At 71.3% G+C, this 21,090-nt stretch carries 18 protein-coding genes, 7 tRNA genes and 1 pseudogene; 10 read left to right on the top strand and 16 right to left on the bottom strand.

All coding sequences use genetic code 11. The features are described from left to right. Positions 1 to 2: 2 nt before the first annotated feature. The 3 genes from AB0389_RS04890 to AB0389_RS04880 are packed head-to-tail and all read right to left on the bottom strand — an operon-like array spanning position 3 to position 4,412. Positions 3 to 1,613, bottom strand: coding sequence for an ABC transporter substrate-binding protein (locus AB0389_RS04890; RefSeq protein WP_366393886.1), 1,611 nt, complete (start codon positions 1,611 to 1,613; stop codon positions 3 to 5). Positions 1,614 to 1,623: 10 nt separating this feature from the next. Beyond that, the gene (locus AB0389_RS04885; protein WP_366393885.1) at positions 1,624 to 3,243 is read right to left on the bottom strand and encodes a hydantoinase/oxoprolinase family protein; all 1,620 of its coding nucleotides are present in this window, start codon (positions 3,241 to 3,243) and stop codon (positions 1,624 to 1,626) included. Then, positions 3,240 to 4,412, bottom strand: a complete 1,173-nt coding sequence (locus AB0389_RS04880) for a DUF917 domain-containing protein (protein WP_366393884.1) — start codon at positions 4,410 to 4,412, stop codon at positions 3,240 to 3,242. The genes AB0389_RS04885 and AB0389_RS04880 overlap by 4 nt, the downstream gene beginning before the upstream one ends. A 74-nt stretch (positions 4,413 to 4,486) precedes the next feature. Between AB0389_RS04880 and AB0389_RS04875 the strand changes: the two genes are divergently transcribed. Continuing rightward, complete coding sequence (locus AB0389_RS04875; RefSeq protein WP_366393883.1) at positions 4,487 to 5,974, top strand: helix-turn-helix domain-containing protein; 1,488 nt, start codon at positions 4,487 to 4,489, stop codon at positions 5,972 to 5,974. Between the two features lie 30 nt (positions 5,975 to 6,004). On the opposite strand, the gene AB0389_RS04870 is transcribed toward AB0389_RS04875, so the two are convergent. Beyond that, a complete protein-coding gene (locus AB0389_RS04870; protein WP_366393882.1) occupies positions 6,005 to 6,634 on the bottom strand; it encodes an FMN-binding negative transcriptional regulator in 630 nt (209 codons plus the stop codon). Between the two features lie 132 nt (positions 6,635 to 6,766). Beyond that, a complete protein-coding gene (locus AB0389_RS04865; RefSeq protein ID WP_366394080.1) occupies positions 6,767 to 8,047 on the bottom strand; it encodes a serine/threonine-protein kinase in 1,281 nt (426 codons plus the stop codon). Positions 8,048 to 8,699: 652 nt separating this feature from the next. Between AB0389_RS04865 and AB0389_RS04860 the strand changes: the two genes are divergently transcribed. Beyond that, a complete protein-coding gene (locus tag AB0389_RS04860) occupies positions 8,700 to 8,906 on the top strand; it encodes a hypothetical protein (RefSeq protein WP_366393881.1) in 207 nt (68 codons plus the stop codon). A 226-nt stretch (positions 8,907 to 9,132) separates the two neighbouring features. On the opposite strand, the gene AB0389_RS04855 is transcribed toward AB0389_RS04860, so the two are convergent. The 5 genes from AB0389_RS04855 to AB0389_RS04835 form a co-directional block, all read right to left on the bottom strand. Next, a tRNA-Val gene (locus AB0389_RS04855) sits at positions 9,133 to 9,207 on the bottom strand. Between the two features lie 31 nt (positions 9,208 to 9,238). Beyond that, a tRNA-Val gene (locus AB0389_RS04850) sits at positions 9,239 to 9,310 on the bottom strand. Between the two features lie 22 nt (positions 9,311 to 9,332). Then, positions 9,333 to 9,404: transfer RNA gene (locus tag AB0389_RS04845), tRNA-Val, on the bottom strand. A 4-nt stretch (positions 9,405 to 9,408) separates the two neighbouring features. Then, positions 9,409 to 9,479 (bottom strand) — tRNA-Cys (locus AB0389_RS04840). A gap of 36 nt (positions 9,480 to 9,515) precedes the next feature. Further along, a tRNA-Gly gene (locus tag AB0389_RS04835) sits at positions 9,516 to 9,588 on the bottom strand. 155 nt (positions 9,589 to 9,743) lie between these two features. Here AB0389_RS04835 and AB0389_RS04830 point away from each other — a divergent pair. Continuing rightward, a complete protein-coding gene (locus AB0389_RS04830) occupies positions 9,744 to 10,862 on the top strand; it encodes a chorismate-binding protein (RefSeq protein ID WP_366393880.1) in 1,119 nt (372 codons plus the stop codon). A gap of 54 nt (positions 10,863 to 10,916) precedes the next feature. Further along, a complete protein-coding gene (locus AB0389_RS04825; RefSeq protein ID WP_366393879.1) occupies positions 10,917 to 11,756 on the top strand; it encodes a GNAT family N-acetyltransferase in 840 nt (279 codons plus the stop codon). A 27-nt stretch (positions 11,757 to 11,783) separates the two neighbouring features. On the opposite strand, the gene AB0389_RS04820 is transcribed toward AB0389_RS04825, so the two are convergent. Next, complete coding sequence (locus AB0389_RS04820) at positions 11,784 to 12,299, bottom strand: DsbA family protein (RefSeq protein ID WP_366393878.1); 516 nt, start codon at positions 12,297 to 12,299, stop codon at positions 11,784 to 11,786. A gap of 224 nt (positions 12,300 to 12,523) precedes the next feature. On the opposite strand from AB0389_RS04820, the gene AB0389_RS04815 reads away from it, so the two are divergent. Then, entirely contained in the window at positions 12,524 to 12,976 is a 453-nt protein-coding gene (locus tag AB0389_RS04815) for a hypothetical protein (protein ID WP_366393877.1), read from the top strand. A 166-nt stretch (positions 12,977 to 13,142) separates the two neighbouring features. Then, on the top strand, positions 13,143 to 13,295 hold the full coding sequence (locus AB0389_RS04810) for a hypothetical protein (protein ID WP_181957394.1): 153 nt from the start codon (positions 13,143 to 13,145) through the stop codon (positions 13,293 to 13,295). Positions 13,296 to 13,325: 30 nt separating this feature from the next. Here the strand turns inward: AB0389_RS04810 and AB0389_RS04805 are convergent, their stop codons facing one another. Then, positions 13,326 to 13,898, bottom strand: a complete 573-nt coding sequence (locus AB0389_RS04805) for a CGNR zinc finger domain-containing protein (protein ID WP_366393876.1) — start codon at positions 13,896 to 13,898, stop codon at positions 13,326 to 13,328. Between the two features lie 198 nt (positions 13,899 to 14,096). Then, the gene (locus AB0389_RS04800; RefSeq protein WP_003959770.1) at positions 14,097 to 14,510 is read right to left on the bottom strand and encodes an SsgA family sporulation/cell division regulator; all 414 of its coding nucleotides are present in this window, start codon (positions 14,508 to 14,510) and stop codon (positions 14,097 to 14,099) included. A 280-nt stretch (positions 14,511 to 14,790) separates the two neighbouring features. On the opposite strand from AB0389_RS04800, the gene AB0389_RS04795 reads away from it, so the two are divergent. Further along, positions 14,791 to 14,862: transfer RNA gene (locus AB0389_RS04795), tRNA-Val, on the top strand. A gap of 132 nt (positions 14,863 to 14,994) precedes the next feature. Then, positions 14,995 to 15,066, top strand: a tRNA-Val gene (locus AB0389_RS04790). Positions 15,067 to 15,139: 73 nt separating this feature from the next. Here the strand turns inward: AB0389_RS04790 and AB0389_RS04785 are convergent. After that, on the bottom strand, positions 15,140 to 15,880 hold the full coding sequence (locus tag AB0389_RS04785) for a 3'-5' exonuclease (RefSeq protein ID WP_366393875.1): 741 nt from the start codon (positions 15,878 to 15,880) through the stop codon (positions 15,140 to 15,142). A gap of 188 nt (positions 15,881 to 16,068) precedes the next feature. On the opposite strand from AB0389_RS04785, the gene thrS reads away from it, so the two are divergent. Both thrS and AB0389_RS04775 read left to right on the top strand, forming a co-directional pair. After that, a complete protein-coding gene (gene thrS / locus AB0389_RS04780) occupies positions 16,069 to 18,045 on the top strand; it encodes a threonine--tRNA ligase (protein ID WP_366393874.1) in 1,977 nt (658 codons plus the stop codon). A gap of 123 nt (positions 18,046 to 18,168) precedes the next feature. Continuing rightward, positions 18,169 to 18,732 (top strand): HIT domain-containing protein, encoded by a 564-nt coding sequence (locus tag AB0389_RS04775; protein WP_366393873.1) that lies wholly within the window; start codon positions 18,169 to 18,171, stop codon positions 18,730 to 18,732. A 58-nt stretch (positions 18,733 to 18,790) separates the two neighbouring features. On the opposite strand, the gene AB0389_RS04770 is transcribed toward AB0389_RS04775, so the two are convergent. Together AB0389_RS04770 and AB0389_RS04765 are read right to left on the bottom strand one after the other, a co-directional pair. After that, positions 18,791 to 20,446 carry a hypothetical protein gene (locus AB0389_RS04770; RefSeq protein ID WP_366393872.1) on the bottom strand — a complete coding sequence of 552 codons (1,656 nt, stop codon included), beginning with the start codon at positions 20,444 to 20,446 and terminating at the stop codon, positions 18,791 to 18,793. A gap of 227 nt (positions 20,447 to 20,673) precedes the next feature. Further along, a pseudogene (locus AB0389_RS04765) lies at positions 20,674 to 20,955 on the bottom strand (elongation factor G-like protein EF-G2); the annotation flags it as partial. Between the last annotated feature and the right edge of the window lie 135 nt (positions 20,956 to 21,090).

The raw sequence follows: 21,090 nt of genomic DNA, 5'->3' as shown, positions 1-21,090 counted from the left end.
CCTCAGCCCAGCATCCGGATGGTCGTGGGCACGAGATAGGTGGTCTGTTCGGCCCGCGCGCCGGAGAGATAGGTGGGCAGTTCGTTGTCCGCGAGCGGGAACACGTCCGTACGGTTCACGAGTTCCGCCTCGGCCCGCTGGTAGAGCGCGCACGCCGCGTCGGAGTCCGGGGCGGCGGAGGCCTGTTTCCTGAGGGCCTCGTACTGGGGGTTGTCGACGAACATGAAGTTGTTGCCTCCCCTGTCCGGCGTCGCGCCGGCGAAGAAGCCGGCCACCGTCACCGGGTTCGCCGGGGCGATCTGGACGAAACCGGTGTCCCAGTCGAACGTCTGGAACAGCTGCTCCGACCACGCGTTGGCGTCATTGGCCGCGAGCCTGGTCGTGATGCCGAGCTTGTCCCACGCCTGCTGCACCAGCTCCGCGGCCGGGGCCTGGGTCGACATCGCGGCGTCGTAGATGAACTTGACGGTCAGCGGCTTGCCGTCCTTGTAGCGCTTCCCGCCGGCGCCGGGCTTCCACCCGGCCCGGTCGAGCAGCGCGGCGGCCTTGCCGGGATCGGTGGCCGGCAGCGTCCACTTCGGTCCGCCCGCGACACAGAGGAACGGGCTCTTCACGACGAGCGACGTCGACTTCCGCGCCGCGCCGTTGCTCAGGACATCGCCGATCTCGTCCCGGTTCAGCGCCAGGACCAGGGCCTTGCGCACCAGCGGATCGGACGTCGGGCGGTCGGAGCGCTCGTTGAACAGCATCTCGCCGACCGGGTTGCGCGCGCCGACCGTGGCGAGCCCCGTGGCGTCGAGCCGTTTGCGGTCGGAGCCGGTGATGACCGCGGCGTTGATGTCCCCGGAGAGCAGCAGGTTGGCCGCGGTCGACTCGTCGGTGACGACCCGTATCTCCAGCTTGTCCGGCAGCCCCTTCGTGGCGCTCGTGACGCCGTTCGGGCCCCAGTCGTAGTCGTCCCGCTTGGTGTAGGTGTACGTGGACCCCGCGGTCGAGGAGGTCAGCGCGAACAGGCCCGTACCGTTGGTGGTGTCCTTGAGGCCGGCGGGGCGGTCGACGCCCTTCTGGCACACCATCTCGACGGTCCCCGTGTTGGCGAGCAGGAACGGGTCGTTCGTCCTGCTCGTGATGGTGAGGGTGTTGCCGTCGGCCGTGGCGTGGATGCCCTTGTTGATCTGGGAGCCGTAGTAGAAGGTCCCGTTGGCCGGTGTCGCCTGGTAGTTGATGTTGTTCGCCGCGGTCCGCGCGGTGAACTCCGTGCCGTCGGAGCAGGTGATGCCCTCGTGCAGCGTGTACGAGATCTCCGTGGCGCTCACGGTCCACTCCGTGGCCAGCCAGGGCTTGAAGTCCCCCTTCGGGGTGACATGGACGAGCGACTCATACGCGTTCGCCACCATCGCGCGGGCCGCGAGGGACACGCCGGTCATCGGGTCGAGGCTGCCGGGGTCGGCGGAGACCGTCGAGACGAACGTCCCTCCGGAGACCTCGCGCGCGTCCTTCTTCCCGGCCCCGGACGGGGAGCCGCACGCGGCCAGCCCCGTCGCGGCCAGGATGCCGGCGACCGAGACCGCCGTCGCCTTCACGTACTGCTGGGTGGTGCTCGTTGGCTTCATCCGAGTTCCTTCATCTCATGCTCGATCCTTCGTGGCTCGGGCTCTTCGGGGCGGCGGCCGGTACGCGCCCGGTCGGCGCGAGGGGGCCGGCCGCCTTGACCGACACCTTGAGCGTGGGCCGCGTGGCATAGGAGACCGGTGTCTCCAGTACGTCGACGATCGTGACGCGGGCGGGGTCCGCCCCCGCCTGGATGGCCTTCTCGGCCGCCGCGCGGCTCGCCTCCTCGATGGCGGCCGTACGGTCGGGGAACTCGCACAGCCGGTCCGCGCGGCCTCCCGCGAGGGCGATCGCCGCGCCGACCGCGTTGGCGACATTGCCGCGCTCGGGCCTGATGACCTCACTGGCACCGAGAACCCGGTCGGGGACGAGGAATCCGCCGCCGCCTACGACGACGAGAGGCAGCCCCGTACGGCCGAGGGACATCCGCTCGACGGCCGACTCGATCCGCTGGTGGGCCACGGTGAGCGCGCCCGCGAGCCCCGCCCGTTCCGACCGGCCGAGCGCGGGCAGCGTGCGGCCCGTGACGACGGCGGACCGGGTGGCCGCCGCGTCGGTGAGTGTGGGGGTCGAGCCCCCGAACAGCAGCGCCTCCTCCGCGATGCGGTAGCCGACCGAGTCGCCCAGCGGCACACCCGCCGCCATGTCGACCATGGTTCCGCCGCCGATACCCAGGCTCAGGATGTCCGGCATACGGAAGTTCGTCCGCACCCCGCCGATCTCGCGGGGCATCGTCGACTCGCGGGGGAAGCGCTCGACCAGGACGCCGAGATCGCTGGTGGTGCCGCCGACATCGATCACGATCGCGTTCCCGGCACCGGAGAGGGAAGCGGCGCCCCGGATCGAGTTGGCCGGTCCGGATCCGATCGTGAGCACCGGGTACCGTGCCGCGTACTCGACGGCCATGAACGTACCGTCGTTCTGCGCGAAGAACGTGGCCGCCTCAAGTCCCTGCTCGACCACCGCGGTCGTGAGAGCGGTGGTGATGTCCCGCGCGACCCGGTAGAGGGCGGCGTTGAGCACGGTCGCGTTCTCGCGCTCCAGGAGACCGAGCGCTCCGATCTCGCTGCTGAGCGAGACCGGCACGTCGAGCCCCGCGTGGTCCTGGACGAGCGCCTGCACCTCCAGCTCCTGTTCCGGGAAGGACGGGCTGAAGATGCCGCAGACCGCGACCGCGTCGAAGCGGCCCGCGAGGCGGTCGAGCAGCCGGCGGACGGCATCCCGGTCCAGCTCGGCGATGGGATAGCCGTCGACGAGATGCCCGCCGCCGGCGTGCACCGCGCCCGCGAGGATGGTGTCGCGGAGATCCGCGGGCCAGCCGGTGAGCGGCGGGTACTCGGTGGCGGCCGGGGCCCCGAGCCTGACGACCGCGACCCGGCCGAGATCACGGCGCCGTACGATCGCGTTGGTGGCGTGCGTCGTACCGAGCATCACCCGGGAGACCGCGGCCCTGGCAGGACCCAGTTCGTCGAGCACCGCCGCGAGACTCGACCGGATACCTCCGGTGACATCCCGTGTGGTGGGGCTCTTCGTCCAGGCGAGGACAGCGCCCGACGGGTCGAGGACCACGGCGTCGGTGTTGGTGCCGCCGACATCGATCCCGACGGCGAGATCGCCGTGCACGGAGTTCATCGGGAGGCTCCTTCGACGGCGGTGGCGGTCACGGTGGTGGCGGCGGAGGTTACGGAGGCGGTGTCGTCGGCGGCGCCGAACGGGACGTACTCCAGGTCGTATCCGAACGCATGCGGACCGGCGAGCTCCAGCCCCCGCTCCGTCCGCCACAGCGGATCGCACGCCCAGGCCACCACCCCGACACGCTGGCCGAAGCGGAGCAGCTCGGTCGAAATGGCCTCCCCGGTCTCCGAGTCGACGACGGTGATCAGGTCCGGCACGCTGGCGGTCACCTCGCCGTCCTCCAGGATCACGAGGTTCTCGTTCTGGATCTCCACCCGGACCAGTCGGCCGCGGTCGGTGCCGACCCCTTCGACCGTCACCGACCCGAGCGTGAACCCGCCCTCGGTACGCCGCTCGACATCGATGATCTTGCCGGTGACGACGAGCGCCGCCCCCAGCTCGTCCACCAGCTCGGCGACGGGCTCGGCCGCGCCGAGCAGCCGGCGGCCGACCTGGACCGCCCGGCTCACCGTCCCCTCGACGACCGCGCCGGGAGCGGTCTTCGCGGTCAGTACGTAATGGGCGCCGAGCGAGATCGCCCCGCTCGCCACGCAGAGCGCCCGGGCGTGCCGCTCCAGCCACGCGAGGTTGATCGTCCGCAGCACGGAGACATTGCCGACGACATCGCTCAGGACGGCGAACTCGCTCGGCAGCCCCGCGACGTTCATCGAGATCATCGTGCCCTCGGGGAAGGCGCGTCCCATCCCGTCCGCGTCGAGCACCTTGAGCCCCAGCCGCGCGGCCCAGCCGACGGGGGCGACCCCGTTGCTGCCGCCGATCTCCGCGGCCATCACCGCCGTCACCCGTCGGCCCGTGAGCCGTTCGACCTCACGGACGATCGTCTCCGGCTGACCCGCGGCGGTGAGCATCTCGATACCGACGGACGGAGCGCCCATCGCCGACATCACGATCACCGCGTCCTCGTCGGTGAGTTCCTCGACCGGTACGACCTCGACGGGTCCGTACGCGTCGATCGCCGCTTCCACGGCCAGCTGCACGGTATGCACGGCGCCTCCACCCCCCGTGCCGAAGACGGCGGCGCCGGCCGCGAGTGCGGCGACATCGGATCGGGCGATCAGGCGCACGGCCACGCTCTCTCTGTCGGAATGCAGGTCTTGATCGGGCATGTCCCGAGATTAGGCAGCGGGAATGGAAGGTAACAATGTGCTGCCGGCCCAATGATTCGTGCCAGACTGTTCCGATGAACCAAGTCACGGTGACGGACGTGGTCACACAGGGGGAGCGGCTGGGGATCCGCCGCGTGGCGGGCTCTCCGGACGGCGCCGCGGTGTCCGGCGTGGAGGTCGCCGCGATAGCGGATCTCACCTCCCTCGCCCCCGCCAGGCTGGTGATCGTGGCGACCCCGGACCACGGCGTACCGCGCCCGTACCAGGTCGACATCGCCATCCGGCGCGCCCTCGCCGCACGGTGCGCCGGTCTTGTGTTCGTCGGTGACTTCCCGCTGGCCGAGACCTCCCGCGCGCTCGCCGACCGCGGCGGCCTGCCGGTGCTGATGAGCACGGCCACGCCCGCGGAGCTCGCCGTGCATCTGGACCGGACGATCCGGGGCGGGGCCGAGGAGGCCCTGTCCCGCGCGGAGTACGCCATCGCGCGGGCCACCGCCGTCGCGGCGGGGACCCAGAGCCCGTCCGTGGACGCCGTCATCGCCGAGGCCGGCGCGGCCCTCGGCGTACGGCTCACGCTGACGCGGGACCCGGCCGTGGCCTGGTCCGAGCCCGACGCGGTCTGTGCGGGGGAGGTGCCGGTCGGCCGGCTGACGGCCGACCGCGCCGACGCGTCCGTCGCGATCGCGCTGCCGGTGATCGCCGCCGTGCTCTCCCGCACCCTGCAACGGGAGTTGCAGGACCGGTTCGGACCGGTCCGCTCCCGGGCCGACCTGATCGTCGAACTGATCTTCGCGGAGTCGTCACGGATCGACGGCCTCGGCGTCGAGGCGACCCGTGCGGGCCTGCCGGTGCAGCTCTCCCACGCCGTCGCCTGGCTCTCGCCCACGCACGGCCGCGACACCGGGCAGCGGCCCCCCGCCGTACTGGCGTCCTCCGTCGAACTGCACGCGCTGCAACTCGTCGAGCGGCGCGAGGAGGTGTGGCACCTCGCCATGTTCCACGGCGACATCGTGATGGTCTCGTCCGAGGAGCCGGGCGCCCCGGACCACCAGCGACGCCTGCGCGATGTCATGGAGTCCGTGCTGGCCCACGCGCGCTCGGTCGCGGGCGACGAGTGGACCTTCACCGTCGGCCTCGGAACACCGCAGAGCGGCGCGGCCGGGCTGCGGCAGTCCGCCGCGGAGGCGCGGATCGCGGCCGAGGCCGCCGTCGCGGGAGGCCGGGCGGGGAGCATCGAGACCACGGACGTCACCGGACTGCGCCGGGTGCTGCTGGACTTCTACGCGTCACCGCTCAGCCGCTCGCTGCTCGACGACACCCTGGCGCCGCTCGACGCGCTGGGTCCCGAGCGCGCCACGATCGCCATGCGGACCCTGCTCGCGTACCTCGGCCACCGCAACTCCCTGGCCCGCGCGGCGGAGCAGCTCAATCTGCACCCGAACGCCGTCAACTACCGGATCCGGCGTATCGAGCAGACCCTCGGCCTCGACCTGGCCGAGCCCGATGTGCGCTTCGCGGTCGAACTGGCCTGCCGGGTACGGCTCATCACGGCGCGGCGCTGACCGCCCGCCCGCGCGGGACCGCCGCCCGGACTACGTCTCGCGCGGGCGGCTCGCGAGCATCCGCGAAGCCAGCTCGGCGTTCGCGTAAGGACCGGGCCGGCTCAGCTGCTCGACGACGCGGTCCACCACCGCGCGCGGCTTGTCCTGGCTCATCTTGTTCTTCGCGACGACCCGGGTGACCCGGAGCCGGAAGCCGGCAGTCCCGTGCGCGATGCGCTCCGCGTACTCCTCGTTCTCGGCCGACAGCCGCATCCGGAACGGGTGGGGCAGCGGCTCCTCGAAGTGGTCGACGAGATCCTCGAGGACGCGGAGGTTGTCCTCGGCCGACAGAATCTCGGGGACCCCGTAGGCGTGCACGGTCGTGTAGTTCCAGGTCGGCACCGCCGGGGAGATCCCGTACCAGCTCGGCGAGACATAGCCGCTCGGTCCGTAGAAGACCACGAGCAGCTCCCGCTCGCCGAGCCCGTGCAGGAGTTCGTCGGGCCGCCCCACATGGCTCAGCAGGACGATCCCGTCCGCCGCCGGGTCGAGCAGGAAGGGGTAGTGCGAGGCGACGAGTCCGTCCTCGGTGTGGCTGATCATGGTCGCCCACGGCGCGGCCGTGATCACGCGCTTGATCTCGTCCTCGTCGGTGAGGGCGTAGTCGGGGTTGTCACGCACGTCCGGTCACTCCTCGGCTCGGTACACGTCCGAAGCTACGGAGGCGGCCGGCGGACGGCAATGTTCCGGTGGACCGGAGAATCACGGCGGACTGTGCCGGCGGACCAAGCCCCGGCGCGCGGCGAGGTTTCCTCAGAGCTGCTGCGCGGCGGCGATGCCCAGCGCGACGATGAGCGTCACCACGACGAAGACGATCAGCCGCTGCCGCAGCAGCCGGGGGTTCGCGGGCCGCAGCTTCGACGAGGTCGTGCGCGCGCCCTGCTTCCGCGCGCCGCCGCCGGTACCGCGGGACGTGTCGCGGGGGCGCTGCGGGCGTGCGCCGGTGGTACGGGACGGAGCCCCGGCGCCGCGCGAGCGGCCGGAGCGGGACGCGGAGCCGCCCGCCGTACGGTTCCCCGGCGCAGAGCCGGCACCGGCCGGGGACCCGCCACCGGACCCGGGACCCTGCCCCTGCCCGGGGCCATGCCCTGAAGCCGGCACAGTCCGCTCCGCGTCGCGCTCCGTGTACCGCTCGGTGAGCCGGCCGGTCGGCAGCTCCTGCCCGCCGCGGCTCCGCTGCGCGGGCGGCCGGCTGTCGATGAGCCCCTGCACCTCCCGCGCCGCGATCTCCTTGAGCCGCATCGAGAGCTGGAGCGTGCTGGGACGTTCCTCCGGATCCTTGGCGAGGCAGGCGCGCACCAGCGGCGCCAGCGCGTCGGGCACCCCGTGCAGATGCGCCTCCTCGTGCACCACCCGGTAGAGCATGACCTCGGAACTGCCGTGCCCGAAGGGCGAATCGGCGGTCGCCGCGTACGCCAGGGTGGCGCCCAGCGAGAACACGTCGGTGGCGGGCGTGACCGCCGCCCCCCGTACCTGCTCGGGGGCGAGGAATCCCGGCGAACCCACGGCCGTGCCGACATGCGTCAGCGTGCTCGCGCCGGTCGCCCAGGCGATACCGAAGTCGATGATGCGCGGGCCCTTGGGGGAGAGGAGGATGTTCGACGGCTTGAGATCGCGGTGGACGACCCCCGCCTCGTGCACGGCCACCAGCCCCTCGGAGAGCGCCGCGCCGACCGAGGCGACCTCGGCGGCCGAGAGCGGCCCCTCCTCGTTGACCTTGTCGTGCAGCGAAGGCCCCGGCACGTACTGGGTGGCGAACCAGGGCCGCTCGGCGTCGAGATCGGCGGCCACCAGCCGGGCCGTACAGCCGCCCCTGATCCGCCGCGCCGCCGAGACCTCGCGGGCGAACCGCGACCGGAACTCCTGGTCCTCGGCGAGATCGGGCCGGATCACCTTCAGCGCGACCCGCTGGCCGCGCCGGTCCGAGCCCAGATAGACGACGCCCATCCCGCCCGCGCCCAGCCGCCGGTGGAGCCTGAACGAACCGACGACACGCGGGTCCTCGCGCCGGAGCCGCATCATCGCCATGTCCATCCCCGCTGCCCGGTCGTCCGTATGACGTGGCACAGCTTACGTACCCGGGCCCCGGCGCGCTCATAGGCCGCGCCCTCGCGCAGCGACCGATTGTCAGTGCGGGGTACGAAACTTGAGGAGCGGTCAGGAGGCCGGCGCCGGTCCGCGCCCGGCTCTCCTCAAGATCTCAAAGGTCCCGCACAGAAAGGGGGTTGGATCCTCAGGGGTGACCCCGAGACGATGTCGGGGACCGGCGGGGGTACCTGGCGCGGCCCCGGTCCGACGGCGGTCCCGGCGGTCCGTCCGGGGCCCGCGCGACTCCCCGGAAAAGGGGCGGAAGTGAGAGAAGTCACCGCGCGGTACCGGTGACCGGGCCGGCTTCCGGGCGTCTCGCCGACGGCCTCGCGGGCCGGTCCCGTACCGGCGTACGGGACCGCCGCCGCGCGCGTATCGCGTGCTCTCCGGGACGACCCTCAGACTTCCCCGCCCCGCCTCTCCACCCAGGGGTGTACACGGCAGGCCCGCGCTCATCCTCGGGGAGGCCCGGCAATCGGTACGCCGGCATGACGACCCGGCGTCCGCGCGTCCCTAATGTTGAGGTCAAGCGGCGAGTGCGGAACTCGTCCCCCGAGGTTGGACACTCGCCGCTGCCAGACGTGACAGGAGAGGGACCATGGCCGGGACGGCAGCGCGGACAGCGATCCGTACGCAGGGGCGCAGGGCATACGCCGCGTTCGGTGGACGCCGGTCGGGCACGCGCCATCCACTGGTGGCGACGGCCATGGTCCTTCCCCTCGCGGTACTGCTGACGGTCGCCTTCGGCGGCTGGGAAGCGGTGCTCACACAAGCGTCGTCCGTGGGCGTGATGCTGGGGCGCTGAAAGAGCGCTCCGGACCCGGGAGAGCGGCCCGGGTCGGGACATCCGGCCAACAACCCCGTGGGGACGGGGGTGCGGCGGACGGCAGCGGTTGGCCGGTCAGCTGGGGAGCTGACCGGCCATCGTGCTTTCCCCGTCCGTGAAACCGGTCCGTGGAAACCGGTCCGTGGGAACCGATCCGTGGCATACGAAGAACCCCCGGCCGCAGAAGCGACCGGGGGTTCGACGATGGTGCGCGATACTGGGATTGAACCAGTGACCTCTTCCGTGTCAGGGAAGCGCTCTCCCGCTGAGCTAATCGCGCAGGTGGGACCTGCGTTCCGTACGTTACCGCGTGCGCGATACTGGGATTGAACCAGTGACCTCTTCCGTGTCAGGGAAGCGCTCTCCCGCTGAGCTAATCGCGCGGGGAACCCTCATCGGGTCCAGTGGACGATACTGGGATTGAACCAGTGACCTCTTCCGTGTCAGGGAAGCGCTCTCCCGCTGAGCTAATCGTCCGCAGAGGTGGAGACGGGATTTGAACCCGTGTAGACGGCTTTGCAGGCCGTTGCCTCGCCTCTCGGCCACTCCACCAGGAGTGCGGGGATCCGCAAGAATCCCCGACAATCGAGCGGACGACCAGGTTCGAACTGGCGACCTCAACCTTGGCAAGGTTGCGCTCTACCAACTGAGCTACGTCCGCGTGTCGTTTCCGGCCGTCTGTGCGGCCTTGCGACGTGTTGAACTCTAGCGGATTCCCGGGCCAGCACAAAAACGCGTTTCCGCAGCGTGCTGGCGTGCGTTCAGTACGCGTTCGGTCCGGAGCGGCTCGATGACCTCTGTTCTAGACTCGCAACTGTGCACGATCGCGCTCCTCTGGCCCGCTTCGGCGGCCTCGTCGCCTCCGGTCTGCGGGATGTCACCCATGATCCGGAAGCCCTCGACTCCGCCGGGTTCTGGGCCGTCGCCGCGGACTTCGAAGGCCGTCTCACCTGCGCCAGGTTCACCGACGTACGGCACGAGCCGGTCCCCGTACCGGTGCCGGGACGGTGGCGCGGACCCCGCGCCGGGGACTGGACGTCGTCGCTCGACCACGCCGCGTACACGGCGGGGGTCCGCCGGATCCGGGAGTACATCGCGGCGGGGGACGTCTATCAGGCCAACCTCTGCCGGGTGCTCTCCGCGCCGCTGCCCGATCCCGCCGCCGACATCGACGCGCTGACGGCGCTGCTCGCACGCGACAACCCGGCGCCGTACGCGGGGACGATCCGGCTGCCCGCGCACGGCGTGGAGATCGCCACCGCCTCTCCCGAGCTGTATCTGCGCCGCACCGGCCGCACCGTCGAGTCGGGCCCGATCAAGGGCACCGCCCGCACCGCCGGGGAGCTGCTGGAGAAGGACCGCACCGAGAACGTGATGATCGTGGACCTCGTCCGCAACGACCTCGGCCGGGTCTGCGCCCCCGGCACCGTCACCGTCCCGGCGCTCTGCGCGCTGGAGCCGCACCCCGGCCTCGTCCATCTCGTCTCGACGGTACGGGGCGAACTCGCCGCCCCCGCGGGCTGGCCGGAGCTGCTGGCGGCGACCTTCCCGCCGGGATCGGTCACCGGCGCCCCCAAGTCCAGTGCCCTCAGGATCATCGACGAGCTGGAGACCGCCCCGCGCGGCCCCTACTGCGGCGGTATCGGCTGGGTCGACGCCGACCGGGGCACCGCCGAGCTGGCCGTCGGGATCCGTACGTTCTGGATCGACCGCGCCACGGACGTCGGCCCCGTCCTGCGCTTCGGCGCGGGCGCCGGGATCACCTGGGGCTCCGACCCGGAGGGGGAGTGGCGCGAGACCGAGCTGAAGGCGTCCCGGCTGCTGGCGATCGCGTCGGGAGCGTACGGGCAGGGAGCGGACGGGAACGGAGCGGCGCGGCCCGGCACGGAGGCCGTGGGCCCGGACGTCCGCGAGCCGGCCGGAAGGACCGCGTGACGGCGATCCGTAAACCGGATGACTGCCGGCCCCCCGGCGGGTAGAACTCTCCCGATGACCACCACCCTGCGGCCCACCGGACCGCTCCAGCAGACCCGCGACGGCGGGAAGTCACGCTCCTACGAGGTCTGCGTGAACAGCCGGTCCGTCGGCGCGATCGATCTCTCCACCGACGCCGGCTTCGACCACACCGCGGGCGTCCTCGACGGGCTCCGCGTCGACCCGCCCGACCGCCGCAGGGGCCGGGCCACCGTCGCCGTGCTGGCCGCCGAGGAGGTGCTGCGCGGCTGGGGCTGCGAGCAGGTGATGGCCTCCGCGCCACCGGACGCCACCGCCGCGCTCTCCCTGCTGGACTCGCTCGGCTACACCGAGCGCAGCCGCAACATGGACAAGGAGCTGCCGCCCGAACCCCCGGCGCTCCCGGCCGGTGTCGAGGCCCGCCCGATGACCGGCGCGGAGTACGACGTGTGGCTGGCGGCGTCCGTCGGCACCTTCGCGCAGGAGTGGATCGACCGTGGCACCGAGCCGGCGGCGGCCCGGGCCAAGTCGGAGCTGAGCCACCGGCAGAACCTGCCCGAGGGCCTCGCCACCCCCGACATCGCCTTCCATGTCCTGCTCCACGACGGATCCGTCGTGGGCCACATCTGGACGGCGCGCCGCGAGATCCGGCCGGGCGCGTGGGGGACGTACGTGTACGACGTGGAGGTGAACGAGAGCCGGCGCGGCCGGGGGTTCGGCCGCGCCCTCATGCTGCTCGCGGAGCGGGTCGCCGTGGAGTCGGGGTCGGTCCTGCTCGGCCTGCACGTCTTCGCGGACAACACCCCGGCGGTCCGGCTCTACGAGTCCCTCGGATATCGCACGACGTACCGCAACCTCGCCAAACGGCTGCTCTGAGTACCGCTGCTCCGGGAACGCGGGCCGCTACGCGTCCGCCGCCGGGAGGGCGTCCACGATCTCCTCGATCCGCGCGCGCAGCCCGTCCTGGCTCTTGCCGCCGTCGAGACGCCGCCCGGCGATCTCGTACGTGGGGGTGCCCGTCACCCCGATCGCCTTCCCCTCGGCCTGGTCGGCGTCGACGGTCAGGAAGTGCCGGCCGTCGATGAGTGCGGTGTCGAACTCCTCGGCGTCGAGGCCGAGTTCGCGTGCCACCTCGATCAGGAAGGGCTCACCCCGGGCCGCCAGCTCCTCGGTCCCGGCCAGCACGGCCTCCACGTACGGCCAGAGCGCGCCCTGCTCGGCGGCCTCCTCCGCGGCCTGGGCGGCGGCGTAGGCGTGCCGGTGCTTTTCGAGGGGGAAGTGCCGCAGCCGGATCTCCAGCCGGTCCCCGTAGCGGGCGCGCAGCGCGCGGATGTCGTCCAGGGCGGTGCGGCAGTCGGGGCACTGGAGTTCGCACCAGACGTCGAGGACGACGGGGCTCGTGGTGGTGGAGTCGCTCATGGGGCCAGTCTCCCAGTACGGGAGAACCCCGAGTACGCCCGTCGGCTGCTCCCGCCGGCCCGGTGAGCGGGGCCCCGACCGGCACCTGGGGAGGAGCGCACCCCCGAGATCTCCCCCAGATCCGCCTCGCGGGGCCCTGGACCATGGCCTCGACCCCCTGGTCAGGTGCAGGATGGAGGGGACGATGTGTTCGGCCGACGACGAGTGACTGCCTGGAGGACCTGATGATTGCCGAGACCATCTGCGCGGCGGTGTCGGCGGCGGGCCTGGGCATCGCCGCGATCACGGCGTACCGCAAGCGTTTCCTGGCCGCGACGAGGATCGCCGCGTACGCGCTGGTCCCGGGCGGGCTGGTGATGATCGGCGCGGTGAAGTGGATCTCCCACATGGCCTTCAGCCTCACCGCGTGGGCCGGCTTCGGGGTGCTCGCGGTGGCGTGGCTGCTCTTCATGACGACCCGCACGATCGAGCGCCGCACCGGTGGCACGCGCAAGGAGCGCAGAGCCGCGGCGCGGGCGGCGGAGCAGGGTGGTGGCCCGGTGGAGCCGGCCGCCTCCGCGCCCTCGCTGGGCCCCGGCACCAGGCCCGCCGCGCAGCCGAGGTCGGGGGCGCGCCAGGAGCGCGCGGGGGAGGACTTCAGCGACATCGAGGCCATTCTGAAGAAGCACGGCATCTGACGCCGCTCTTCGAAGCTGCCGGCCGTCGGAAGCCCGGCAGCATGCCAGGCCGGCCGTGATTCGGCTGGCTTTCCCGGGATCAAACCACGGGAAATGATGAACTCCCAGGCTGATCACCCTGGTTGGGGCGGGGTCGGGCGCCGGGGTGCGTCATGATCGCCACGAGATGTTGGATACCACCCGGGGGGAAGCCCCCGCACCCACCGAGGAGCCGCGCGGCTGCCTTTTCGCGCTCTCCCAGCCACCGTTGATGATCTTCCTGACGGTGATCGGCGCTCTGCTGCTGATGGCGGCGCTGCACGATCTGTTCCTGCTGTGACCGGCGGTATGTCCGGAGGTCCCCTGCCGGTCAGCCGGCCGCCGCTTCCTTGCGGCGCGCCCGGTACGCGGCCACATGCAGCCGGTTGCCGCAGGTGCGGCTGTCGCAGTAGCGCCGTGAGCGGTTGCGCGACAGGTCGACGAACGCGTGCCCGCAGTCCGGGGCCTCGCAGCGGCGCAGCCGTTCCTGCTCACCGGCCACGACCATGAAGGCGAGTGCCATGCCGCAGTCCGCCGCGAGGTGGTCGGCGACCGAGGCGCCCGGTGCGAAGTAGTGGACATGCCAGTCGTAGCCGTCATGGTCGGTCAGCTGCGGGGTCGTGCCCGCGGCGGCCACCAGCCGGTTGATCAGATCGGCCGCGGCCCGCGCGTCCGGCGCCGCGAACACGTCCGCGAAGTGGCCGCGTACCCGCAGGACGGCCCGGAGATCCGGGTCACCGAGAGCATTCACGCCGCTGATGTTGTGGTCCCGTACGAAGCCGTACAGCGCCTCGACGCTCGCGAGCCGGTCGCCCGCACTGTCGCTCGTGCCGGATTCGGGCGCGGTGTTCACCAGATCCACGACGGTGTCGAGGGCGATCCGGGTGTCGTGTGGAATCAGCACGGTCGGCTCCCTGGCAGGCCCGGCGGGCCTGTGCCCGCCGGAATTCCGCCCACGTTAGCCGTTGGACCCGCTCAGGACGCATCGGCGCCGCCGTCGCGGTGGGTTCCGCGGCGCCGGCGCCGGTGTCCTGCCGTATGCGATTGTCCGCGCGGCGCCGTCTCCCCGAGTCGGACGGCGCCGAGCAGTCTGCTGCCTGGCTCAGCTCTCGGCCAGGATGTGCGACAGCTCCGTGTCGAGATCGAAGTGACGATGCTCGGTGCCGGGTGGCACCGCGGCGTCGGTCCGCTTGAGGAACGACTCCAGGGCCCGCGCCGGGGCCTCCAGAAGGGCTTCGCCCTCCGGGGAGCTGAGCGCGATGCAGACGACGCCCTGACCGTGGCTGCGGGACGGCCAGACTCGGACGTCGCCGGTGCCGGTGGGCCGGTGCAGCCCCTCGGCGAGAAGGTCGCGGGCGAAGACCCACTCGACCGTCTCCTCGGCTCCGGTGTGGAAGGTGGCGTGCACGGCGTAAGGATCGGCCGTGTCATACCGCAGGCCCGCGGGTACAGGCAGTGAGGACTCGCTCGATACAACGAGGCGCAGGTGCAGCTCGCAGCTGACCGTGGTGTTCATAAGCGCCAGGGCCTTTCGCTCAGTGTGCGCTCGGGGATTCGCACGTCGGCGAAATCGACATGCCACCTACGGTGCCGTTGTAAACCCCTCTGTCTGTTTTGTGATCCTTCGGGTAGCTCGTATGGCGGTGTACTACTTCGGGTCATACCGCCATTGCAGTGACGCGGACGGATTGGTCCAAGGGGCAACCAGTGGCGCGTGCGACGTCCGCAGGTGACCGGCCGGTGACCGGGAGGTGATCGACCACCCTCCGGCATCGGGTAATGTTTGCGGTGCGTCCGGGCGATTAGCTCAGTGGGAGAGCGCTTCGTTCACACCGAAGAGGTCACTGGTTCGAACCCAGTATCGCCCACCCGGATCGGGGCCCCGAAGACCTACCGACAGGTTTTCGGGGCCCCGTCCGTGCTCCGTGAGCGCGCCCGTATCCGCTGCGGGATCGGGTTTGAAGGAACGGCGCCGGGGCCTGTATGGTTCAGGCGTTCCCGGGCGATTAGCTCAGTGGGAGAGCGCTTCGTTCACACCGAAGAGGTCACTGGTTCGAACCCAGTATCGCCCACCCGGGAAAGGCCGGTCCGTCATCGACGGACCGGCCTTCGCGCGTTTACGGCCCCCCCGCGGTCGGGCCCTGGTCAGGCCGCCTCGGCCGGCCGCTCGGGCCGCAGCGGCCAGCCGGCCCCGGCTGCCTCCTCACCGGCCCGCGAGAACCAGGACTGCTGCCCCCGCGCCAGCTCCGCGTGCCACCCCGCCTGGAGCCCGTGCAGCTCCGCCGCCCCGAGCCGCTCCAGTCGCGTGGCGAACCTGCGGCCGATGGCCCGCACCACCTCCAGCGCCGTCAGCGCGGCCAGCGTGGTCGGCTCGCCCCGCGCCCCGTCCGCCGGCTCCGCGCGCTCGGCCTTGTAGTGCTCGGAGAGGTCCGCGAGGGCGCGCGGCCCCTTGCGGTACCGGTCGAGGTGCCCGTCGAGGACGCACGGGTCCAGTACGTGGAACGGCGCCCCCGTCAGTAACCGGGCGAGCGACGTCGCCCGGTGCCGCCGCAGCTCACGGTCGAGGACCGTCAGACCGAACGGCGCGTCCATCACCACCAGCGGCCGGCCCGCCGTGCACTGCCCGCCGAGCGCCCCGGCCACCTCCGCCACCACCGGCGCCGGCCACCGCCCGGTGCGGTGCAGGCAGTCGTCGGTGAGCCCGAGCCCCCCGGCGACCTCCGCCGGCACCGGCACCCCCGGGTCCACCAGCCAGCGGGTCACCCGGGGCCGCACCCCCGCCAGATCCTGGACGACCAGTGCGGCAACCACGATCCGGTCCTCCTCCGCGTCCGCCCCCGTGGTCGCCGTACCGAACGCGGCCAGCGGCCCCTCGAACCACGTCATCCCCGAACTCCTCGCGCCTAGGCGGCAGATGGTGCTCACGCACTGCCCGAATCGGTGCTACCCGGACAGGTCGTGCGGTATGCCTCGTATGCGGCGGCGGGAAACCGTTTCGCGGCGGGCCCGCCGGGCTCGGTACGATTCGACACGCGCAGTGTCCGCTGTCGTACCCCGTAGGTCAGGAGAGACCGGTGTCAGATGTCCGTGTGATCATCCAACGCGATTCCGAGCGGGAAGAGCGCGTGGTGACGACGGGGACGACGGCGGCCGAGCTCTTCCCCGGCGAGCGCACCGTCGTCGCCGCGCGCGTTGACGGCGAGCTGAAGGACCTCGCGTACGGCGTCGGTGAGGGCGAGGTCGTCGAGCCCGTCGAGATCTCCTCCGAGGACGGCCTGAACATCCTGCGCCACTCCACCGCGCACGTCATGGCCCAGGCCGTGCAGGAGCTGCACCCCGAGGCCAAGCTGGGCATCGGCCCACCCGTCAAGGACGGCTTCTACTACGACTTCGACGTCGCGACCCCCTTCACCCCCGATGACCTCAAGGCCATCGAGAAGAAGATGCAGGAGATCCAGAAGCGCGGACAGCGCTTCGCACGCCGCGTCGTCACGGACGAGGCGGCGCGCGAGGAGCTGGCCGGCGAGCCGTACAAGCTGGAACTGATCGGCATCAAGGGCTCGGCCTCCACCGACGACGGCGCGGATGTCGAGGTGGGCGGCGGCGAGCTGACCATCTACGACAACCTCGACGCCAAGACCGGCGAGCTCTGCTGGAAGGACCTCTGCCGCGGCCCGCACCTGCCCACCACCCGGAACATCCCGGCGTTCAAGCTGATGCGCAACGCCGCCGCGTACTGGCGCGGCAGCGAGAAGAACCCGATGCTCCAGCGCATCTACGGCACCGCGTGGCCCTCGAAGGACGAGCTGAAGGCGCACCTGGAGTTCCTCGCCGAGGCCGAGAAGCGCGATCACCGCAAGCTCGGCAACGAGCTGGACCTCTTCTCCTTCCCCGACGAGGTCGGTTCAGGCCTCGCCGTCTTCCACCCCAAGGGCGGCGTCATCCGCCGCGCCATGGAGGACTACTCGCGCCGCCGGCACGAGGAGGAGGGGTACGAGTTCGTCTACACCCCCCACGCCACCAAGGGGAAGCTCTTCGAGAAGTCCGGGCACCTGGACTGGTACGCCGACGGCATGTACCCGCCCATGCAGCTCGACGAGGGCGTCGACTACTACCTCAAGCCCATGAACTGCCCGATGCACAACCTGATCTTCGACGCCCGGGGCCGGTCGTACCGTGAACTGCCCCTGCGGCTCTTCGAGTTCGGGACCGTCTACCGCTACGAGAAGTCCGGCGTCGTGCACGGGCTGACCCGGGCCCGCGGCTTCACCCAGGACGACGCGCACATCTACTGCACCAAGGAGCAGATGGCGGACGAGCTGGACTCGACGCTGACCTTCGTGCTGAACCTGCTCCGCGACTACGGGCTGACCGACTTCTATCTGGAGCTGTCCACCAAGGACCCCGAGAAGTTCGTCGGCACCGACGAGGCGTGGGAGGAGGCCACCGAGACGCTGCGCAAGGTCGCCGAGAAGCAGGGCCTGCCGCTGGTCCCCGACCCGGGCGGCGCCGCGTTCTACGGGCCGAAGATCTCCGTGCAGGCGCGGGACGCCATCGGCCGTACCTGGCAGATGTCCACCGTGCAGCTCGACTTCAACCTGCCGGAGCGCTTCGACCTCGAATACACCTCGCCGGACGGCTCCAAGCAGCGGCCCGTCATGATCCACCGTGCGCTGTTCGGCTCCATCGAGCGGTTCTTCGCGGTCCTGCTGGAGCACTACGCGGGCGCGTTCCCGGTGTGGCTGGCGCCGGTGCAGGCCGTCGGCATCCCGATCGGTGACACGCACATCCCGTACCTCCAGGAGTTCGCGGCGAAGGCCAGGAAGCAGGGCCTGCGGGTCGACGTCGACGCGTCGTCGGACCGTATGCAGAAGAAGATCAGGAACCAGCAGAAGCAGAAGGTTCCGTTCATGATCATCGCGGGCGACGAGGACATGGCCAACGGCGCGGTGTCCTTCCGCTACCGCGACGGCTCGCAGGAGAACGGCATCCCGGTCGACGAGGCCATCGCGAAGATCGCGAAGGCCGTCGAGGACCGCGTCCAGGTCTGACGGGTCCGACAGGTCCGACAGTCCGACAGGACGGAGGAACGGCCCCCGCGCGGCATCGGCCCGCCCGGGGGCCGTTCGCCGTCCCCGTACGGGCCCGGCGACACGCTTCCGGGCCGAAGTCATATGCTGCACAGCATGACGAGTGAGCCGGAGCAGCAGATCGGCGTGGGGACCCAGGACGCGTTCCAGCGTCTGTGGACACCTCACCGGATGGCCTATATCCAGGGCGAGAACAAGCCCACCGGGCCGGGCGCCGGCGACGGCTGTCCCTTCTGCTCCATCCCCGCCAAATCCGATGTGGACGGGCTGATCATCGCCCGCGGCGAGCGGGTGTACGCGGTGCTCAACCTCTACCCGTACAACGGCGGGCATCTGATGGTGGTGCCGTTCCGGCACGTCGCCGACTACACGGAACTGGACGAGGCGGAGACCGCCGAACTGGGGCTGTTCACCAAGCACGCCATGACGGCACTCCGCCAGGCGTCCGGGGCGCACGGCTTCAACATCGGCATGAACCAGGGCGCGGTCGCCGGCGCGGGAATCGCCGCGCATCTGCACCAGCATGTGGTGCCGCGCTGGGGCGGCGACACCAACTTCATGCCGGTCGTCGGCCACACCAAGGTGCTGCCCCAACTCCTCGCCGACACCCGCCAGCTGCTCGCGGACGCCTGGCCGGACGGCTCCTGAGCGACGCTACCGCCGCCGCTGTGTCCGGGGCCCGGCCCTGGACACAGCGGCGGCGGCGTTACGCGTCGTACGCGTCGATCTTCTTCGGGGACGGGTCCTGCACGGCTCCTATCAGCGAGGACGAGCGGCTGCTGAAGCCCGCCGTGCTCACGCCGTGCTCGTCCAGCACCCGCATCGCCGCGTTGTGCGCGACCCGCAGCACCGGGGTGGCGGCGCGCATCGCGTCGTCCGCCATGAAGCGGTGGCGCCACGGCTGCTCGGCCCAGACATGCCGCATACCGAACGGCTCCGGCAGCGACAGCTTGCCGCCGAGGAAGTCGAGGATGTGCGGATACCAGGTGAACGGCGCCCGCACCGCGAGCCGGACCGCCTCCCGGGGCTCCACCAGCGGCAGATTCCGCGAGGTCGTCTCCCAGAACCGGACCGCCTTGGCACGGGACACGGTCTTCGCCGCCGGCTTCGCGAAGAAGAAGGAGTGCACCGGACCCAGCGCATAGCCCGAGACCTCGATACGGAGCGTCTCGTGCAGGACGGTCACCGAGATCATCATCGTGATGACCAACTGGCTGTCCCAGAGCGTGAACTGCACCCCGAGATAGTGCCGGTTGCCACTGCCGAACTGCTGGTGGTTGCAGATCCGCTGTATCTCGTGGCTCTTGATCTGATACGCCTCGACGTCCGCGCCGTCCGGCCAGGAGACCGAGGACGCGCCCTCACCGATCGGCGCCACGACCCAGTGCTTGACCGAAGGGGTCGGGAAGCCACCGGAGTTGAGCGGGCCGCGCTCCAGCAGCTTCATCTGGTCGTGGATCGCGCGTATCACGTCGTAACTGCGGAACTGGTGGATCTCCTTGTCGGGGTCCTTCGGGACCAGCTCCTCGGCGAGCTGCCAGCTGCCCCAGCGCGTCCCCATCCCGAGTATGCCCTTCGGGCCCGCGTAGAAGACCATGTTGGACTGCTGCTCGGCGCTGAGCTTCTCCAGCCCCAGACGCATCTCCTCCCGGGTAGCGTCGCCCGGGGTGCCGGGGACCGCCTCGGGGATCTTGACGCTGGTGCCGCCGCCGGACAGCAGACCGTTCCAGTGGTCGCGCAGATCCTGTGCCGCCTGCTCGCAGATGCGCTTCGCCAGGTACCAGCCGATGACCGGTGCGACGATCACTCCGCGCAGATACCAGCCGAGCACCCCGTCGAACGGCAGCTTGACCAGGAGCAGCACCGCCAGCACCGCGACCGCCGCCAGCGCCGCGGTGCCCACCGCGCCCGCCCGGCGGTCCTTCGCCCCCGCCAGGGTGCGGCGCAGCTGGAAAACGCCCAGCCAGATCAGCACACCGGGCAGGAAGACCACCCCGGCCACCGCCGTCACCACCGTGAGCTTCTTGTCGCGCTCCCTGCGGATATGGCTCGCGTCCAGGCAGTGCTCGACGACCGTCTGGGGCGCCATGCCGAACGACTGGATCAGCGCGCCCCGGCCGCTGCCCAGCGTCCGCGACTGCACGGCGCGGGCGAACGCCTCGCCGAGATTGGGCTCGAAGAGCGAGAACTTGCCCTTGGTGACCTTCGACTTGTGCCAGTCGTTGTCGGCTTTGAGGATGTCCTCCATCGGGCTGTCCCGATAGGCGGCCGAGGCGAGGGCTTGGGTGGCCGCCGTCTGCCCCGCCGAGCCCTGGAGCGGGATCTGCGCCCCAGGGCTGAAGTCGAATACGTCGTTTGCCACTTGCCGCCCCTCGCCGCACGGTTCCGCTGCCGCGACTACTGCCCGGCCCGCGTGCCCCGTACACCCAGGGCCTGGTCACCCCAGCGTAACCGCGTCATGCCGTCCGCGTCAGGACACTGGCGTGTCTTCGCCACTCGCGCATGAACCGGGCCGCCCCGCCAACCAGGCGCTTCCCGCTGTCCGTTGCCGCCACTGCCGCCGTTCCCTCCGCCGCCCGCCCGGCGCTCCTCCTCGCACAGCCGGTCCGCGACCGTCGGCGGCACCGGCTCGTGGCGCGGGTACGACCGGCCGGAGAGACCGGTGCCGTGCGAGACGGACCGCAGCTCCACCGCGTACCGCCCGATCTCCAGCTCCGGCACCTCGGCCCCGACCACGGTCCGCCAGAGGCCGGCCTGTCCGGTGCCGACGACCCGGCCGCGCCGCCCCGGCAGACCGCTCATCACCGGCCCCGCATACTCGTCCGGAACCAGCACCGTGACCTCCGCGACCGGCTCCAGCAGCCGGATCGGCGCCCGGCCGCGTGGGCGCGTCCATACGGGGCACAGGACGGCCCGTGCGGGGACCCGGCGGTGTCGCGCGGCGGTCGTGACTACGATGGGCCAGCCGGTGGCCGTCGGGGCCGCGCGGCCAACCGAACCTCGGGA

It is taken from the genome of Streptomyces sp. NPDC093109 (assembly GCF_040701725.1).
In the GTDB taxonomy this organism is placed as follows: domain Bacteria; phylum Actinomycetota; class Actinomycetes; order Streptomycetales; family Streptomycetaceae; genus Streptomyces.
This window is presented reverse-complemented; position numbering and strand designations above follow the sequence as displayed.

What these genes read in the sequence shown, in the direction of transcription:
- AB0389_RS04820 (WP_366393878.1), bottom strand. Translation starts at nt 12,299, where the DNA reads ATGAGCGACTCCACCACCACGAGCCCCGTCGTCCTCGACGTCTGGTGC.
- AB0389_RS04885 (WP_366393885.1), bottom strand. Translation starts at nt 3,243, where the DNA reads ATGAACTCCGTGCACGGCGATCTCGCCGTCGGGATCGATGTCGGCGGC.
- AB0389_RS04800 (WP_003959770.1), bottom strand. Translation starts at nt 14,510, where the DNA reads ATGAACACCACGGTCAGCTGCGAGCTGCACCTGCGCCTCGTTGTATCG.
- AB0389_RS04810 (WP_181957394.1), top strand. Translation starts at nt 13,143, where the DNA reads ATGTTGGATACCACCCGGGGGGAAGCCCCCGCACCCACCGAGGAGCCG.
- AB0389_RS04815 (WP_366393877.1), top strand. Translation starts at nt 12,524, where the DNA reads ATGATTGCCGAGACCATCTGCGCGGCGGTGTCGGCGGCGGGCCTGGGC.
- AB0389_RS04825 (WP_366393879.1), top strand. Translation starts at nt 10,917, where the DNA reads ATGACCACCACCCTGCGGCCCACCGGACCGCTCCAGCAGACCCGCGAC.
- AB0389_RS04775 (WP_366393873.1), top strand. Translation starts at nt 18,169, where the DNA reads ATGCTGCACAGCATGACGAGTGAGCCGGAGCAGCAGATCGGCGTGGGG.
- AB0389_RS04880 (WP_366393884.1), bottom strand. Translation starts at nt 4,412, where the DNA reads ATGCCCGATCAAGACCTGCATTCCGACAGAGAGAGCGTGGCCGTGCGC.
- AB0389_RS04865 (WP_366394080.1), bottom strand. Translation starts at nt 8,047, where the DNA reads ATGGACATGGCGATGATGCGGCTCCGGCGCGAGGACCCGCGTGTCGTC.
- AB0389_RS04860 (WP_366393881.1), top strand. Translation starts at nt 8,700, where the DNA reads ATGGCCGGGACGGCAGCGCGGACAGCGATCCGTACGCAGGGGCGCAGG.
- AB0389_RS04890 (WP_366393886.1), bottom strand. Translation starts at nt 1,613, where the DNA reads ATGAAGCCAACGAGCACCACCCAGCAGTACGTGAAGGCGACGGCGGTC.
- AB0389_RS04875 (WP_366393883.1), top strand. Translation starts at nt 4,487, where the DNA reads ATGAACCAAGTCACGGTGACGGACGTGGTCACACAGGGGGAGCGGCTG.
- AB0389_RS04785 (WP_366393875.1), bottom strand. Translation starts at nt 15,880, where the DNA reads ATGACGTGGTTCGAGGGGCCGCTGGCCGCGTTCGGTACGGCGACCACG.